Here is a 13,523-nt window from a genome sequence, read left to right as displayed (position 1 = left end):
GCCCGGCCGGGCTCACAACCACCCCCTCCGAGCCGCTTCCGCGCCCGCGCGGAAGCGGCTCGTCGTCCCCAGGGCCGCCATCAGCTCGCCCACCCGCCGGCTGTACGTCCGCGCCGACATGCCGAGCCGGGCCGCGGCGGCCTCGTCCGTCAGCCCCGACACCAGCGCCTCCAGGACCGGCCGCAGCTGCTCCGGCGGCCCGCCGGACGACCGCGGCGGCGGGATGCGGCTCAGCTCGTCGGCCGCCGCCCAGCAGGCGTGATGGGTCCGCACCAGGGCCTGCACCACCACCGGGTCCCGGATCAGCAGCAGCCCGTTGTAGAGCAGTTCCAGATCGAGCGGGACCGCCGCCACCGTCCGGTCCACCACGATCAGCTTGAACGGGATCGCGTCGGCGAACCGCGCCCGCCCCGGTATCCGCGGCCCGTCCTCCAGCCGGGGCAGCGCGTGCCGCGGCACGATCCGCCGCACCTCGCCCGCCCGCTCCGCCGCCGCCCGCATGCACGCCCCCGCCAGCTCCAGGAACGGCTCCGGGATCGCCCGCTCCGCCGACGCCACCGGATCGTCGAACGTCAGCAGCTCGTGCCGGGTCGAGGCCGCCAGCCCGGCGAGCGCCGCGCTGATGCGCCGCGCCCCCCGGACCGGGCGCCCCGCCGGCCGCTGTCCCTCGGTCGCGGCCCGGTTCATCGCCGACCGGGCGAGCACCACGGAGCCCGCGCTCTCTGCCACCGCTGACCACCCCCGCCCGATCGATGTCCACTCCATGTACGCATGCGACTGCGCACGGTGACAACCCCTGTGGACAAACCTGGCGACTCCATGCCATCACCCCTCGTTCCGCCCCCGCCGTCCCCCTGCTCCGCCTCGCCGTTGCCACATCGAGATCCATCCGCAACCCCCTCGCGGGGTCCCGCCGCGCCCTCCGCTCGTCACAGTCACAGGAGCCGGACGCGGCTCCCGCCGCACCCGACGGCCCGCCGCGCCCGGCACAAGGTCCGCGACCGAACGGGGAGTTGTCCATGAACCGTGCTCACAGGAGAAGAGGCGTCCTCGCCGCGGCGCTCGCCGCCGGGCTGCTCCTCGGCGGCTGCGCCGGCGCAGGCGGGTCGGGCGAGGCGACGAGCGACCACCGCAAGGCCCTCCCCGACGGCGGCCGGACCGCGGCGCCCGCCCCGACCGCCCCCGCCGACGGGCGCGCCACGGACGCCCCCGAGGGCGAGCAGCGCGCCCCCAGCCGCGCCCCCGACTACCTCTCCACGTTCGCGCTGGACGTCGACACCGCCTCCTACGGCTACGCCCGCCGCGCGCTCGCGGAGGGCCGGCTGCCGGACCCGGCGACCGTGCGGCCCGAGGAGTTCGTCAACAGCTTCCGCCCCGACTACCCGCGCCCGGCCGACGACGGCTTCAGCGTCACCGTCGACGGCGCCGCGACCGGCGCCGAGGGCTGGTCGCTGGTGCGGGTCGGCCTCGCCACCCGGCCGGCCGACCGGGCGGCCCGCCCGCCGGCCGCCCTCACCTTCGTCGTCGACGTGTCCGGCTCGATGGGCGAGCCCGGCCGCCTCGACCTGGTCCAGCACTCCCTGCGGCTCGCCGCCGACGAACTGCGCGACGACGACTCCGTCGCCCTGGTCGCCTTCAGCGACGAGGCCGAGACCGTGCTGCCGATGACCCGCCTCGGCGACGCCCGGCACCGGGTCCGCGAGGCCGTCGACTCCCTCGCCGTCCGCTCCTCCACCAACCTGGAGGCGGGTCTGCGCGCCGGCTACGACGTGGCGTCCGAGGGCCGGCGCGACGGCGCCGCCAACCGGGTCGTGCTGCTCTCCGACGCCCTCGCCAACACCGGCGAGACCTCCGCCGACGCCCTCCTCGGCCGCGTCGACCGGCAGCGCAGGGAGCACGGCATCACCCTCTTCGGGGTGGGCGTCGGCAGCGAGTACGGCGACGCGCTCATGGAACGGCTCGCCGACAAGGGCGACGGGCGGACCGCGTACGTCTCCACCCGGGAGCAGGCCCGGAAGGTCTTCGTCGACCAGCTGCCCGCCCAGGTCGAGCTGCGCGCCCGGGACGCCAAGGCGCAGGTGGCCTTCGACCGGGCGACGGTGGAGCGGTTCCGGCTGATCGGGTACGAGAACCGCGAGGTCGCCGACGAGGACTTCCGGAACGACCGGGTCGACGGCGGCGAGATCGGAGCCGGGCACACGGTCACCGCGCTGTACGCGGTGAAGACCCGGCCCGGCGCGAGCGGCCGGATCGCCACCGCCACCGTCCGCTGGCTCGACCCCGACTCCCGCTCCCCGCAGGAGCGTTCGGGCACCGTCGACGCCGCCGCGCTGCGCGCCGGCCTCTGGGACGGCGGCCACGACAGCCTGCGGCTCTCCGCGATCGCGGCCTACTTCGCCGACCGGCTGCGCGGCGGCTCGCTGCCGGGCGCGCCGGGCCTCGCCGAGCTCGCCGGACACGCGGACGGCATCCGGGCCCGGTCCGGCTCCGCGGTCGTCGGCGAACTGGCCGAGGCGCTGCGGCAGGCCGACCGGCTGATGGGCGATACGCCGCTGGAGGAAGGGGAGTTCAGGTCCTCCGATCCGTACGCGTGAGCCTCCCGGGGTCCCGCCACGCGCGCGTGCCGGGACCTCCGGAAGGGAACGGGCGGCTCCGCCCGCAGGGCGGCATCATGACCCCCATGGCCACCCTGCTGCTCGCCCTCGCCGTCGGAAGCACCGGCCTCTACGCCGGTTTCCTCCTCGTCTTCCTCACCGGGATCATGCCCGCCCTGGGCCGCCTCACCGACGCCGCGTTCGTCACCGCGATGCGCCGGGTGAACGAGGCGGTACCCAGGGCGGTCTTCCTCACCGTCTTCGCCGGCGTCGCCGTGCTCCCCCTGGCCGCCTATCTGGTGCCGGTCGACGGCCGGACCGGCACGCAGCGCTGGCTGGTCCTGGCCGGCTTCGTCTGCGCGGTCCTCAACCACCTGGTCACCGTCGTCGGCAACGTCCCCCTCAACAACGCGCTGGCCGCCGCCGAGGGCCCCGGCGAGGACCCGGCCGCGACCCGCGCCGCCTTCGAGACGCGCTGGAACGCCTTCCACCGGATCCGCACCCTCCTGATCCTGGCGGCCTTCGGTCTGCTCACGGCCGCCGCCGTCGGCTGACGGCCGCGTGCCCCGGCCGGCGGCGGCCCTGCCGCGCGCCCCAGCACCACCCCGTCGCCGCCCGGCCGGCAAACAGACCGCCGGGTCGGCTTGGGCTCCCGGATGGCGCGATCTCGTCGAAGATCGCCCTCCCCGCATCCACAGGGACCCTTCAAAACCAAACTACCGAGTCCGAAAGCTGCCCCTGAGACCCCTCGACTTCTGGCCCTTGGCGAAAACTTGACGTCCTTATATCCCGGCAAAGGGGGTGAATCACCCCGATTTCAGGGATCCGGATTCCATACCTTCCGGTTTCTTATTGACATGACCAGGGGGGTCTTTTTTTAATCAACCCGAGGATCCGCGTGCGCAGACACCGAGGGGGCATAGTGGACGTCCACATCCTGGGGGGACTGTCCGTCCGTGAGGGCGGGGTGTCGATCACCCCGACCGCCGCCGCGCCGCGCCAGGTGCTCGCCCTGCTCACCGCCTTCGCCGGCCAGGTCGTGCCCGTCACCGTCCTCACCGAGGAGCTCTGGCCGTCCGGCGCCCCGCGCGGAGCCCGTACCGAACTCGCCGCCCACATAGCCGAGCTGCGCGCACTCCTCACCCGCGCCCTCCAGGCGTCCCAGGACGCCGACGCCGCGGGCGGCTGGACCGAGCCGCGCACCGCCGACTCCGTCCTCGTGTCGCTTCCCGGCGGCTACCGCCTCGACACCGGCGTCGGCACCCACGACATCGGGCAGTTCGAGCGCGCGGCCGGCGCCGGCTACCGCGCCATGGACGCCGGCGACCTGGCCCGCGCCTCCCTGCGGCTCGGCGAGGCCCTGGCGCTGTGGCGCGGCGACCCGTACGCGGGCGTGGCCGCGGGCCCCTGCCTCCGCCGCGAGATCGCCCGGCTGGAGACCGCCCGCCTCAGCGTCCTCGACCAGTGGGTCGAGGCCCAGCTCGGCCTCGGCCGGCACGAGGAGATCCTCTCCGAACTCCCCGGCCTCGCCGCCCGCTACGCCACCAACGAACCGCTCCAGGCCCACCTCATGGTCGCCCTGCTCCGCTGCGGCCGCCACGAGGAGGCCCTGGCGGTCTACGAACGGCTCCGCACGGTCCTCCACCGGGAGACCGGCATGGAGCCCTCCGCGCGGCTCCGCCGCCTCCAGCACTCGGTCCTCGCCGTCCGCCACACGCGCGTGGGCGCCGCGACCGGCCCGGTCGCCCGCACCGCCGTCACCGCCGCCGCCTTCGGCCCCGGCCACGCCCCGGGCCACGCACCCGCCGTGCCCGCGGTGAGCGCCGTACCCGCCGCGACCGCCGTGCGCGCCGAGGGCACGCCGCCGGTCATCTGGTACGGGCCCGTGCAGCCGCGGGTCCCCGTCCAGCCGCAGCCGGTCAGGGCCGCGGACACCGCCGCCAAGGGCGTGGCCGTCGCCGTCTGACGGCCCGTCGCCTCCGCCCGGGGCGGGACCCGGAGCGGGAATCGGGACGGCGGGGAACGAAGTGCCGCACGTCACCGTTGACCCACTCCTGGGACCGAATTAGTTTCGGCCGTCAGGACGGGTTTCCTCCGAGGTGCCCGATTTAAGCTCGACGACGGGGGTGGGGGCCATGGACACGCACGGCGCGGACGGGGGCGCGGGCGCCGACGCGCTGCTCGCCGTCCTGGAACTGCTCGCCGGAGAGGGCCTGCCCGGCCAGTTCGAGGCCCTGCTCGACGAGGCCCGCATCGCCGGGCTCGACCAGGCCGGACTCGACCGGCTCGAACGGGCCGTCGCCCTCGCCCGCACCCTGCACACGGAGCGCGCCGCCGCCCGCGCCCGCGCCGACCTCAGCGGCGCCTCCCTCGCCGCCCTCACCGACACCGCGCGCGACCTGACGCTCAGTTACGACCTGGACGGCCTGCTCCGCATCGTCACCCGCCGCGCCCGCCGGCTCCTCGGCCTCGACATGGCGTACGTGACCCTGCGCGGCCCGCAGGGCGCCTGCTACATCCGCGTCACCGAGGGCTCCCGCACCGGCGGCGACACCGGCGACCCCACCGGGCCCGGCCTCAGCGTCGGCCTGCGGATCGGCGCCGGCAACTGCCTCGGCGGTGTCGTCCAGCGCTCCGGCGAACCCGTCTGGACCCCCGACTACCCGGCCGACGAACGGTTCACCAGCGGCCAGGCCCCCGACCCGGCCGCCGCCCTCGACGACGCCGAGGTCGTCGACCCCGGCGACGAGGCCGTCCGCGCCGAAGGGCTGCGCGCCATCATCGCCGTCCCGCTCCGCAGCGGCGACTCCGTCATCGGCGCCCTCTTCGGCGCCGACCGCCGGGTCCGCGAGCACACCCCGCAGGAGATCGCCCTGCTCGGCGCCCTCGCCGACCTCGCCGCCCTCGCCGTCGAGAAGGCCGGCCTCCTCGACCGCACCCGCGCCGAACTCACCGAACTGGAACGGGACGGCGCCCGCGTCCGCACCAGCCTCACCCGGATGCGGCACGTCAGCGAGGCCCACGGCCGGATCATGAACCTGGTCCTGGCCGGCGGCGACCTCCCGCACGTCGCCAAGGCAGCGGGCGACGCCCTCGACGCCACCGTCATGGTCTGCGACCCCGGCGGCCGGCGCCTCGCCGCCAGCGGAGACGTCCCCGGCCTCGACGAGGACGCCGTCGCCAAGGCGTCCCTCGACGCCCACGCCCTGCGCCGGCCCGTTCTCGCCGCCGACTCCGTCTGGGTCGCCCCCGTCATCGCCGGCTCCGAGGACCTCGGCGGCCTCGTGGTCCGCGCCGAGGGCGGCCTCACCGAGGAGGACGAACGGCTCCTCGAACTCGTCGCCCAGTCCGTCGCCCTGCTCCTCCTCATGCAGCGCTCCACCGCCGTCGCCGAGGGACCCGTCCGCGACGAACTCCTCGACGACCTCATCGCCGACCCGCCGCACGCCCCCCAGCAGAGCGCCCGGCGCGCCCGCCGCCTCGGCGTGGACCTGCGCAAACCGCACGTCCTCGTGGTCGCCCGGCCGGAGGGCGGCGAGCAGGGCCGGGCGGTCGTGTGGGCGTCCTCGTACGCGTACCGCCTCTCCGGCCTCAAGACCGTGCAGGGCGGCTGCATCGTGCTGCTGCTGCCCGGCGTGGACGCGTCCGCCGCCGCCGCGGCCGTCTCCGAGGAGCTCACCCCGCTCCTCGGCCACCCGGTCTCTGTCGCCGCCGCGGGCCCCGGCGGCAGCCCCGACGCCGTCGGGCCGATGTACGCGGAGGCGCTGCGCTGCCTGGACGCGATGAGCGCCCTCGGCGGTACGGGCTCCGCCGCCGCCGTCACCGACCTCGGTTTCCTCGGGATGCTGCTCTCCGACGACCACGACGTGGACGGATTCGTGGAGAACGCGATCGGCCCCGTCCTCGACTACGACGCGGAACGGCTCACCGACCTCACCCGCACCCTGGAGGCGTACTTCGCCTCCGGCGCCAGCCCCACCAACGCGGCCGAGGCGTTGCACGTCCACCCCAACACGGTCTCCCGCCGGCTGGAGCGGATCGGCGAACTCCTCGGCCCCGAGTGGCAGAAGCCCGGGCAGGTCCTGGAGGTCCAGCTCGCGTTGCGGCTCCAGCGGACCCGCGAGGTGCTGGCCCGCCGCCGGGCCGCCACCGCCCCGGCCGCCCGCCCCGCCGACTGACTCCCCCCGGAACAGGACGCCTCCGGCACAGGGCGCCCCCGGACGACCAGGGCGCCCCGGTCCAGGGCGCCCGGACCAGGGCCCCTCGGATCAGGGACCGGCGGCTGTCCGGCGTGCCGTCAGCCGGCCGCCCGGCGGGTGCCGTAGCCCGCGCCGTACCCCGCCGCCTCGCCCGCGGACCCCAGCACCGTCGCCGTGTGCGCGGCCGACGCCAGCGTGATGTGCCGGTGCCAGCCCCGGTACGAGCGGCCCACGAAGTCCCGCAGCCCCGCCTCCTCGCCGACCGCGGCGAAGTCCCGGTCCACCCGCTGCGCCAGCTTCGTCAGCCGCAGCAGCGAACCGACCGTCGCCTGCGTCAGATCGCTGATCCACACCCGGGCCGGACCCCGGCGCGGGTCGTCCCACTCGCCGAGCAGCATCAGCGGACGCATCCGCTCCCCGCCGGGGGAGGGCAGCGCGACCCGGACGGCGGTCGCCAGCGAGGTGCGCGAGGTCCGCGCGCCGCCCACCGTGTCCACCCAGCTCACCGGCCTGCGCAGGCCCTTCAGCGAGTCCAGTATCTGCGCCGCCGGCAGCGGGCCCGCGCCGAAGCCGGGCAGCGAGCGGTCCGCGATCGCCAGCCGCGAACCGGCCCCGATCCGCGCCACCACCGGCACCCCGGTCGCGGCGAGCCGGGCCAGCGCCGACCGGCCCGCGCCGCCCCGTATGTCGAGCAGCACCGGCTTGCGGGTGATGTCGGTCCAGCGGGCGGTGTCCAGGGCGGCGGCGACCGCGCACTCCTCCAGCGTCTCCTCGCCGGCCTCGTCGGGCACCTCCGCGCGGTCGCGCCGGGTCCGGTCCTTCACCCACGGGTCCGGCAGGAACAGCCGCCAGTTCACCGGCGCGCTCAGCTCCTCGCCGGCGAACCACACGCCGAACGCCTGCTGCCCCTGGAAGACCTGGCCGCGCTCCGGGTCGAAGCGCCGGTCCACGCCCACCGAGTGCTCGCCGGCCTTCGGGATCGGCATCGGCCGCACCACCCACGCCTGCGGGTGCCCGGTGCGCTCCAGGAACCGCCCGAGCGACGCCCGCATCGGCTGCCAGTCCCAGGTGGAGCTGGAGATGAAGTGGTGCAGGCTCTGCTCGGCGGCCGGACCGCCGATCTGCGCGGCGATGTTGCGGATCGACTTGCGGCCCTGCGCGGTCAGCAGCCCGTGCAGGTACTGCTCCGCCTTCAGCCGCTGGTCGCGGCGGGCGAAACCGGAGAACAGCGCGGTCGACAGCTCGGTGAAGACGTCCTCGCCGGGACGGGGGGCGGCGGCCCGGGGGACGGCGCGGACCCGGGGCCGCGGCACGGTCAGCGGAGCGGCCGCGGCGGCGGTTCCGTACTTCATGGCGACGGATGTACTCACGACACTCCTGCCCGTCCTGTCCGAAGGTGCGCAGCTGCCTCCCGCTGCACCACCACCGTCGCCCGGGCACCCCCTCCCCGACGAGGTGGACCCGGCACCCGATTCGGCCCCCGGATGGTGGCCGGACCACCGTCCCGCCCCTGACCTGCGCTTCCGCACCCTCCGACGGGCCGCCGAACCCGCCCCGGACGGCTCCCGGGGGTGTCGGCGCACCCCTCCCGACCGGCCGCCGGTGGTCCGGCCACCACCCCCGGGCCGGACCGCTTCTGGCCGGTACGCCACCCCCGGGCGACCGGTTCCGGACAGCTCCCGGCCGCGCCCCCGGGGGAACTGACAGACTCGCGGGACCGGCTTTGACCCGTCGCTCAGCGTCGCCGGACCATCGCAGAGCGAGGCGACACGGGCCCCCGGTTAATGCCCCAGGCCGGGACCGCCCGTGGCGCCTCGCACCGTGCCGCGCGCCGCCGCGACCAGCCCCTAACCTGGGGGGATGGGAATGCGGGACGAGGCACCGGTGGTCGCCGCGGTCGCGGCCGGCGGAGTGCTCGGCGCGTCCGCCCGCTACGCCGCCACCCTCCTGTGGCCTGCCGCGCCCGGCGCCTTCCCCTGGACGACGCTCGCCGTCAACACGGCCGGCTGCGCCCTGCTCGGGCTCCTCATGGTCCTCGCCACCGAGGCGCCCGCCGCGCCGCACCCGCTGCTGCGGCCCTTCCTCGGCACCGGGTTCTGCGGCGGCTTCACCACCTTCTCGGCGTACGCGCTCGACACCCGGCGGCTCCTCGGCGCGGACCGCGCCGCCGAGGCCGTCCTCTACCTGGGCGGCACCCTGCTCGCCGCGCTCGCCGCCGTCGTCGCGGGCGTCGCCGCCGGCCGGGCGCTGGGGACGCGGAGGGGACCGGCGGAGTGAACTGGCTGCTCGTGGCGCTCGGCGCCGCAGTGGGAGCGCCGCTGCGCTACCTCACCGACCGGGCCGTGCGGCTCCGCCACGGCACCGCCTTCCCGTGGGGGACGTTCGCCGTCAACGTCGCCGGCTCGTTCGCGCTCGGCCTGCTCACCGGCGTCGCGTCGGCGCGGGCCCAGCTGCTGCTCGGCACCGGCCTGTGCGGCGCCCTCACCACGTACTCGACCTTCTCGTACGAGACGCTGAAGCTGTACGAGAGCGGGGCGCGGCGGTACGCGGTGCTGAACGCGGCCGGCAGCCTGGCCGCCGGGCTCGGAGCCGTCTGGCTCGGAACCGAGGCGGCCCGGCTGCTCTAGGGCGGGGACCAGACGGGATCAGGCGGGGATCAGGCGGTGATCCAGTCCGAGGTGGCGATCACCGGCTGGACGCCGTCGCGGTGCACGGTGCCCTCGATGAGGCCGTACATGCGGTCCGCCGCGAAGTACACCTCGTTCTCGTTCTTCAGGCCGAACGGCTCCAGGTCCACCAGGAAGTGGTGCTTGTTCGGCAGGTTCAGCCGCACCTCGTTGACCGACGGCACGTGGTCGAGGACCCGGCAGGCCATCGCGTGCAGGGTCTGCTGGAGCGAGTAGCTGTACGTCTCCGCGAACGCCTCCAGCAGGTGCCGGCGGGCCTTCTGGTACGAGCGGTCCCAGTCGTGCTCCGGGTCCGCCGCCGCGGTGGCCGAGTGCGCCCAGCGGGCGGTGACCTTGGTGGCCAGGATGCGGTCGTACGCCTCCTGGAGCGTCGTGTACTCGTCCTTGATGAAGCCGTGGAACTCGGAGTTGGTCGAGTTCATCACCGTCAGGTCCCTGAGCCCGGACAGCACCTGGAGGCCGGTGGTCTCGCTGTACGTGATCTGCGCGGTGCGGACCTCCTGGCCCTTGCGGACGAAGGAGTGCTGCTCCTTGCGGGTCGGCACCGGGATCCGCTCCCAGGCGAACTCCTCGACGCGGATCTGCGCCTCGCGGATCACCTCCTGCGAGGTCACGAAGTGCTTCGCGAGCAGGATCCCGAACGCCTCGGGGGAGTCGACGCCGTGCTCCTTGGCGAAGGCGTAGACCGTGTTCTTGGTGGTGTCGGTGGGCAGGCAGTTGGCGTTGTCACCGGTCAGGTGCACGTCGCGGTACTCGCCGCGCAGCGCCACCGACACGTTCAGGTCGCGGATCTCGTGCCAGGCGCCGTCCTCGCCGCCCCTGCGGGCGATCCTGACGATGCGGTTCTCGGCCTTGCCGTACTGGTTCTGGGCCAGAACGTGCTTGCTCATTGCAGCTCAGCTCCTGCGGGTACGCGGATACGGGTATCCCGTACGCCCGGCGTCCAGCGCGCCCGCGTCCCGCGGTGGTGCGCTCCCCGCCGTCCGGCCCGTGAACGGCGGACCGCCCCGGGACTGACGAGCATCCCGGTCCGTAGGTGTGGCTCGAAGATAGAGCCCGTACCGGTGGCTGGCAATGGGGGAGCGCGCGAGGTCAGCAGGGCAGCACCCGCGTCTGCGCCGCCGGCAGGCCCTTCGCCCACCAGTGGTCGTACCGCCCGTACACGCGCGGATCGCGGGCGGCCAGCAGCCGTCCCAGCGACGCCGCCTCGGCCGCGAGCCCGTCCCAGACGGCGCCCGTCAGCGGATGGAACGCGGTGGCCTCGATCCCGCCGCCGACCGGCCGCCACACCCCGGCGACGTACCCGTCGACCAGCAGCGTCGGTAGCACGTCGCCGTTGACCCGTATCACGTGCGCCCGGTACGCCGCCGGCACGATCCGGCTCCGGTCCTCGTACGCCAGCAGCGTGCTGTCCCACATCGCCATCAGGCGCGGCGGCGCGGCCGTGTCGCCGGCCGGGCGGGCCGCGTCGGGCAGGTCGTACAGCACCGCGCCGTCCGGACCGGCCAGGAGTTCGGCCGCGCCCGCCAGGACCAGCGCGTCGAGCGCCGCCCGCGCCCGGCCGCGCTGCACCAGGCCGAACCGGGCCAGGTCCGCCGCCGTCGCGGGCCCGAAGCCGGCCAGATAGCGGCGGGCCAGGGTCTCCAGGCCGCGGGCGGCCGTCTCCGGGTCGGTGCGCACCGGGTCCGGTCCGGCCGCGACGAACCCGGGCGAGGCGGTGAACTGCCACGGCGGGCCGCTCGGCACGTGCCACAGCGGCGCGTACTGCCGCAGCAGCCGGCCGGCCGCCGGGGTGAGGCCGCCGCCGCCCCACGACTCCTCGGCGAACGCGCGCAGTTCGGCGCCGGTGCGCGGCCGGGCGGCGTGGCGGAGCAGTCCGGGCAGCAGGGCGTCGGCGTCCTCCAGGGTGATGCCGGTGTCCGTGAACCGCCGGTCGCGCAGCCGGCTGCCGCGCAGCGTCGGCTCCACCGCCTCCCGGAACGGGCGGTAGTCGCCGGCGTGCACGAGGTGCAGGGTGATCCGCATCAGCGTCGAGCGGACCAGCCGGAACCCCTCGACGGCCGCGTCGAGTGCGGCCGGGTCGAAGTCCGCCACCCGGTTCCACAGCGCCACGTACGGCGACCCCGGCTGCTGCGCCTGGAGCGCCACCGCCCGCCGCACCGCCTCCTCGACCCCGACCGGCTCCCGCGCCAGCAGCGACTGCCGGGCGAGCGTCGCCCTGTTGAGGGCGCGGGCGGAGAGCGCGTGCTGCGCGGCTGTGGTCATGCCCCCGATTGTGGCGGGCACCACTGACAACGCACCGGCCACGGGCGCGGTGGCCGGTTCCCGGTGCCGGGTGGGGGACCGCGGTGGGGTCAGTTCGCGGCCGGGGCGGCGGACTTGCCGCCCCGCAGCAGGAGGGCGATGACCGCGAGCAGCACCAGGCAGGTCGCGGCGAGCACCCACAGCACGGTGTGGAACGAGCTGTCGTAGGCGTCGACGAGGAAGGCGACGAAGCCCTCGCGCTGCGAGGCGGCGACGGCCTCGGCCGGGCCGGTGATGTTGCCGCCGGCCGCGGTGCCGGCCACCGTGGCGGCGTCGCCGGCGCCCGGGAAGGCGGCGATGCCGTCGCTGGTGCGGCCGGTGAGGAGGGTGGCGAGCAGCGAGCCGTAGACGGCGACGGCGATGGCCTCGCTGCCGAGGCGCAGGGTGTTGAGGAAGCCCGCGGCCATGCCGGCCCGCTCGGGGGCGATCAGGCTCAGCGCCTCGCCGTCGACGAGACCGGCGGCCAGCGCGTATCCGGCGCCGGTGATGAGCATCGGCAGGGCGACCAGCGCGATGTCGACGTCCGGGGAGAAGAGCGAGAGTCCGGCGACGCCGACGACCAGGCAGACCAGGCTGACGAAGATGATGGTCATCGCGGAGACGCCCTTGGCGACCAGCTTGGCGGCGATCAGCGGGAAGACCAGCATCGGGAAGGTCAGCAGCACCATGATCAGGCCGGCCGAGCCGCTGGAGTGGCCGCCGGCGGCGGTGAGGTAGCTCGGCAGGTACGTCAGCATGGTGACGAAGGCGAACGAGCCGGCCACCGGCACCAGGCACAGGGCGAGGAAGCGGCGGTTGGCGACGGCGCCCAGGTCGAGCATGGGGTGCGGGTGGCGCTTCTCCACGGCGGCGAAGACGATCAGCGCCACGACGGTGCCGGCGAAGAGGCCGAGCACGCCGGGGCCGGCCCAGCCCCACTGCGAGCCCTGGGCGATGCCGGTGGTGAGGAGCAGCATCGCGACGACGAAGAGCGCGGTGCCGGGGACGTCGACGCGGGCGTCCGGGTTGCGGGTCTCGGTGACGCCCTTGCTCATCGCGGGGACGGTGAGCAGGACGAGGGCGAGGACGACGGCGTGGAGGGCGAAGACCCAGCGCCAGCCGGCGGTCTCGATGAGCAGGCCGGAGAGGGACGGGCCGAAGGAGACGCCGAGTCCGGCGACGGTGCCGAAGAGGGCGAACGCCCTGCCCCGTGCGGGGCCTTCGAAGACGGTGGAGAGCAGGGCCGCGCCGCAGGCGAAGATCGCGGCGCCGCCGATGCCGGCGAGCGCGCGGGCGGCGTCGAGGACGTAGACGTTCCCGGCGAAGACGCTGACCAGGGAGGCGGCGGCGTAGATCGCGGCGCCGATGGTGAAGGCGCGGACGCGGCCGATGATGTCGGCGATCGAGCCCCAGGCGAGCGTCAGGCAGGCGAAGGCCACGTTGAAGGCGTTGACCACCCACTGCAGCGGGACCAGGCTCGCGTCGGTGTCGGCGCCGATGTACGGCAGGGCCACGCCGGTGCCGGAGATCGAGGTGGGGACGACGAAGATCGCCAGGAGGACCGCGGTGAGGATCAGCGTCTGCCGCTGGGGGGCGGCCTGGCCCGGCGCGGGGGAGGCGGTCTCGCCCCCGGCGGGGACGGACTCGGTCTGTGCCATGGGGGGCAAACTCCTGTAGTTCCAGCAGCGTTGAGCAAGGTTCGGAATTCTTCGAACCTAGGTTGGCAGAGGCGGAGGTACGATGCAAGCGAAACCTGACAA

The 13,523-nt window shown here is 75.3% G+C and carries 11 protein-coding genes; 6 read left to right on the top strand and 5 right to left on the bottom strand.

What is annotated here, in order from left to right; all coding sequences use genetic code 11:
* Positions 1-12 precede the first annotated feature (12 nt).
* Positions 13-729: a hypothetical protein gene (locus ACFVQZ_RS14250; protein WP_030493987.1), complete on the bottom strand. Its 717-nt coding sequence runs from the start codon at positions 727-729 to the stop codon at positions 13-15.
* Positions 730-1,019: 290 nt separating this feature from the next.
* Between ACFVQZ_RS14250 and ACFVQZ_RS14245 the strand changes: the two genes are divergently transcribed.
* The 4 genes from ACFVQZ_RS14245 to ACFVQZ_RS14230 all read left to right on the top strand — a co-directional run bounded on the left by ACFVQZ_RS14245 (position 1,020) and on the right by ACFVQZ_RS14230 (position 6,772).
* Positions 1,020-2,594, top strand: coding sequence for a von Willebrand factor type A domain-containing protein (locus ACFVQZ_RS14245; protein WP_383622068.1), 1,575 nt, complete (start codon positions 1,020-1,022; stop codon positions 2,592-2,594).
* An 86-nt stretch (positions 2,595-2,680) separates the two neighbouring features.
* Positions 2,681-3,148: a DUF1772 domain-containing protein gene (locus ACFVQZ_RS14240; protein ID WP_383622065.1), complete on the top strand. Its 468-nt coding sequence runs from the start codon at positions 2,681-2,683 to the stop codon at positions 3,146-3,148.
* A 368-nt stretch (positions 3,149-3,516) separates the two neighbouring features.
* Positions 3,517-4,560, top strand: a complete 1,044-nt coding sequence (locus ACFVQZ_RS14235) for an AfsR/SARP family transcriptional regulator (protein ID WP_081958980.1) — start codon at positions 3,517-3,519, stop codon at positions 4,558-4,560.
* A gap of 169 nt (positions 4,561-4,729) precedes the next feature.
* Positions 4,730-6,772, top strand: coding sequence for a GAF domain-containing protein (locus ACFVQZ_RS14230; protein WP_030493991.1), 2,043 nt, complete (start codon positions 4,730-4,732; stop codon positions 6,770-6,772).
* A 119-nt stretch (positions 6,773-6,891) separates the two neighbouring features.
* Here ACFVQZ_RS14230 and ACFVQZ_RS14225 read toward each other — a convergent pair whose 3' ends face one another.
* Positions 6,892-8,163 (bottom strand): IS701 family transposase, encoded by a 1,272-nt coding sequence (locus ACFVQZ_RS14225; protein WP_383622060.1) that lies wholly within the window; start codon positions 8,161-8,163, stop codon positions 6,892-6,894.
* Between the two features lie 490 nt (positions 8,164-8,653).
* On the opposite strand from ACFVQZ_RS14225, the gene crcB (ACFVQZ_RS14220) reads away from it, so the two are divergent.
* Complete coding sequence (gene crcB, locus ACFVQZ_RS14220) at positions 8,654-9,070, top strand: fluoride efflux transporter CrcB (protein WP_030493993.1); 417 nt, start codon at positions 8,654-8,656, stop codon at positions 9,068-9,070.
* The gene (crcB, locus tag ACFVQZ_RS14215; RefSeq protein WP_383622057.1) at positions 9,067-9,420 is read left to right on the top strand and encodes a fluoride efflux transporter CrcB; all 354 of its coding nucleotides are present in this window, start codon (positions 9,067-9,069) and stop codon (positions 9,418-9,420) included. The genes crcB (ACFVQZ_RS14220) and crcB (ACFVQZ_RS14215) overlap by 4 nt, the downstream gene beginning before the upstream one ends.
* 29 nt (positions 9,421-9,449) lie before the next feature.
* Here the strand turns inward: crcB (ACFVQZ_RS14215) and pucL are convergent, their stop codons facing one another.
* The 3 genes from pucL to ACFVQZ_RS14200 all read right to left on the bottom strand — a co-directional run bounded on the left by pucL (position 9,450) and on the right by ACFVQZ_RS14200 (position 13,421).
* Positions 9,450-10,370, bottom strand: coding sequence for a factor-independent urate hydroxylase (gene pucL / locus ACFVQZ_RS14210; RefSeq protein ID WP_383622054.1), 921 nt, complete (start codon positions 10,368-10,370; stop codon positions 9,450-9,452).
* Positions 10,371-10,572: 202 nt separating this feature from the next.
* Positions 10,573-11,745: a winged helix DNA-binding domain-containing protein gene (locus tag ACFVQZ_RS14205; protein WP_383622051.1), complete on the bottom strand. Its 1,173-nt coding sequence runs from the start codon at positions 11,743-11,745 to the stop codon at positions 10,573-10,575.
* An 89-nt stretch (positions 11,746-11,834) separates the two neighbouring features.
* Positions 11,835-13,421 carry an MFS transporter gene (locus ACFVQZ_RS14200; protein ID WP_030493997.1) on the bottom strand — a complete coding sequence of 529 codons (1,587 nt, stop codon included), beginning with the start codon at positions 13,419-13,421 and terminating at the stop codon, positions 11,835-11,837.
* Positions 13,422-13,523 lie beyond the last annotated feature (102 nt).

The sequence above is a fragment of the Streptomyces sp. NPDC057854 genome (assembly GCF_042797055.1).
Lineage (GTDB): Bacteria > Actinomycetota > Actinomycetes > Streptomycetales > Streptomycetaceae > Streptomyces.
The sequence above is the reverse complement of the archived record's forward strand: the minus strand, read 5'-3'. Positions and strand labels throughout refer to the sequence as shown.

Excerpts from the sequence above, each read along its gene's own strand:
- ACFVQZ_RS14245 (WP_383622068.1), top strand. The coding sequence starts at position 1,020 with ATGAACCGTGCTCACAGGAGAAGAGGCGTCCTCGCCGCGGCGCTCGCC.
- ACFVQZ_RS14240 (WP_383622065.1), top strand. The coding sequence starts at position 2,681 with ATGGCCACCCTGCTGCTCGCCCTCGCCGTCGGAAGCACCGGCCTCTAC.
- ACFVQZ_RS14230 (WP_030493991.1), top strand. The coding sequence starts at position 4,730 with ATGGACACGCACGGCGCGGACGGGGGCGCGGGCGCCGACGCGCTGCTC.
- crcB (WP_030493993.1), top strand. The coding sequence starts at position 8,654 with ATGGGAATGCGGGACGAGGCACCGGTGGTCGCCGCGGTCGCGGCCGGC.
- pucL (WP_383622054.1), bottom strand. The coding sequence starts at position 10,370 with ATGAGCAAGCACGTTCTGGCCCAGAACCAGTACGGCAAGGCCGAGAAC.
- ACFVQZ_RS14205 (WP_383622051.1), bottom strand. The coding sequence starts at position 11,745 with ATGACCACAGCCGCGCAGCACGCGCTCTCCGCCCGCGCCCTCAACAGG.
- ACFVQZ_RS14200 (WP_030493997.1), bottom strand. The coding sequence starts at position 13,421 with ATGGCACAGACCGAGTCCGTCCCCGCCGGGGGCGAGACCGCCTCCCCC.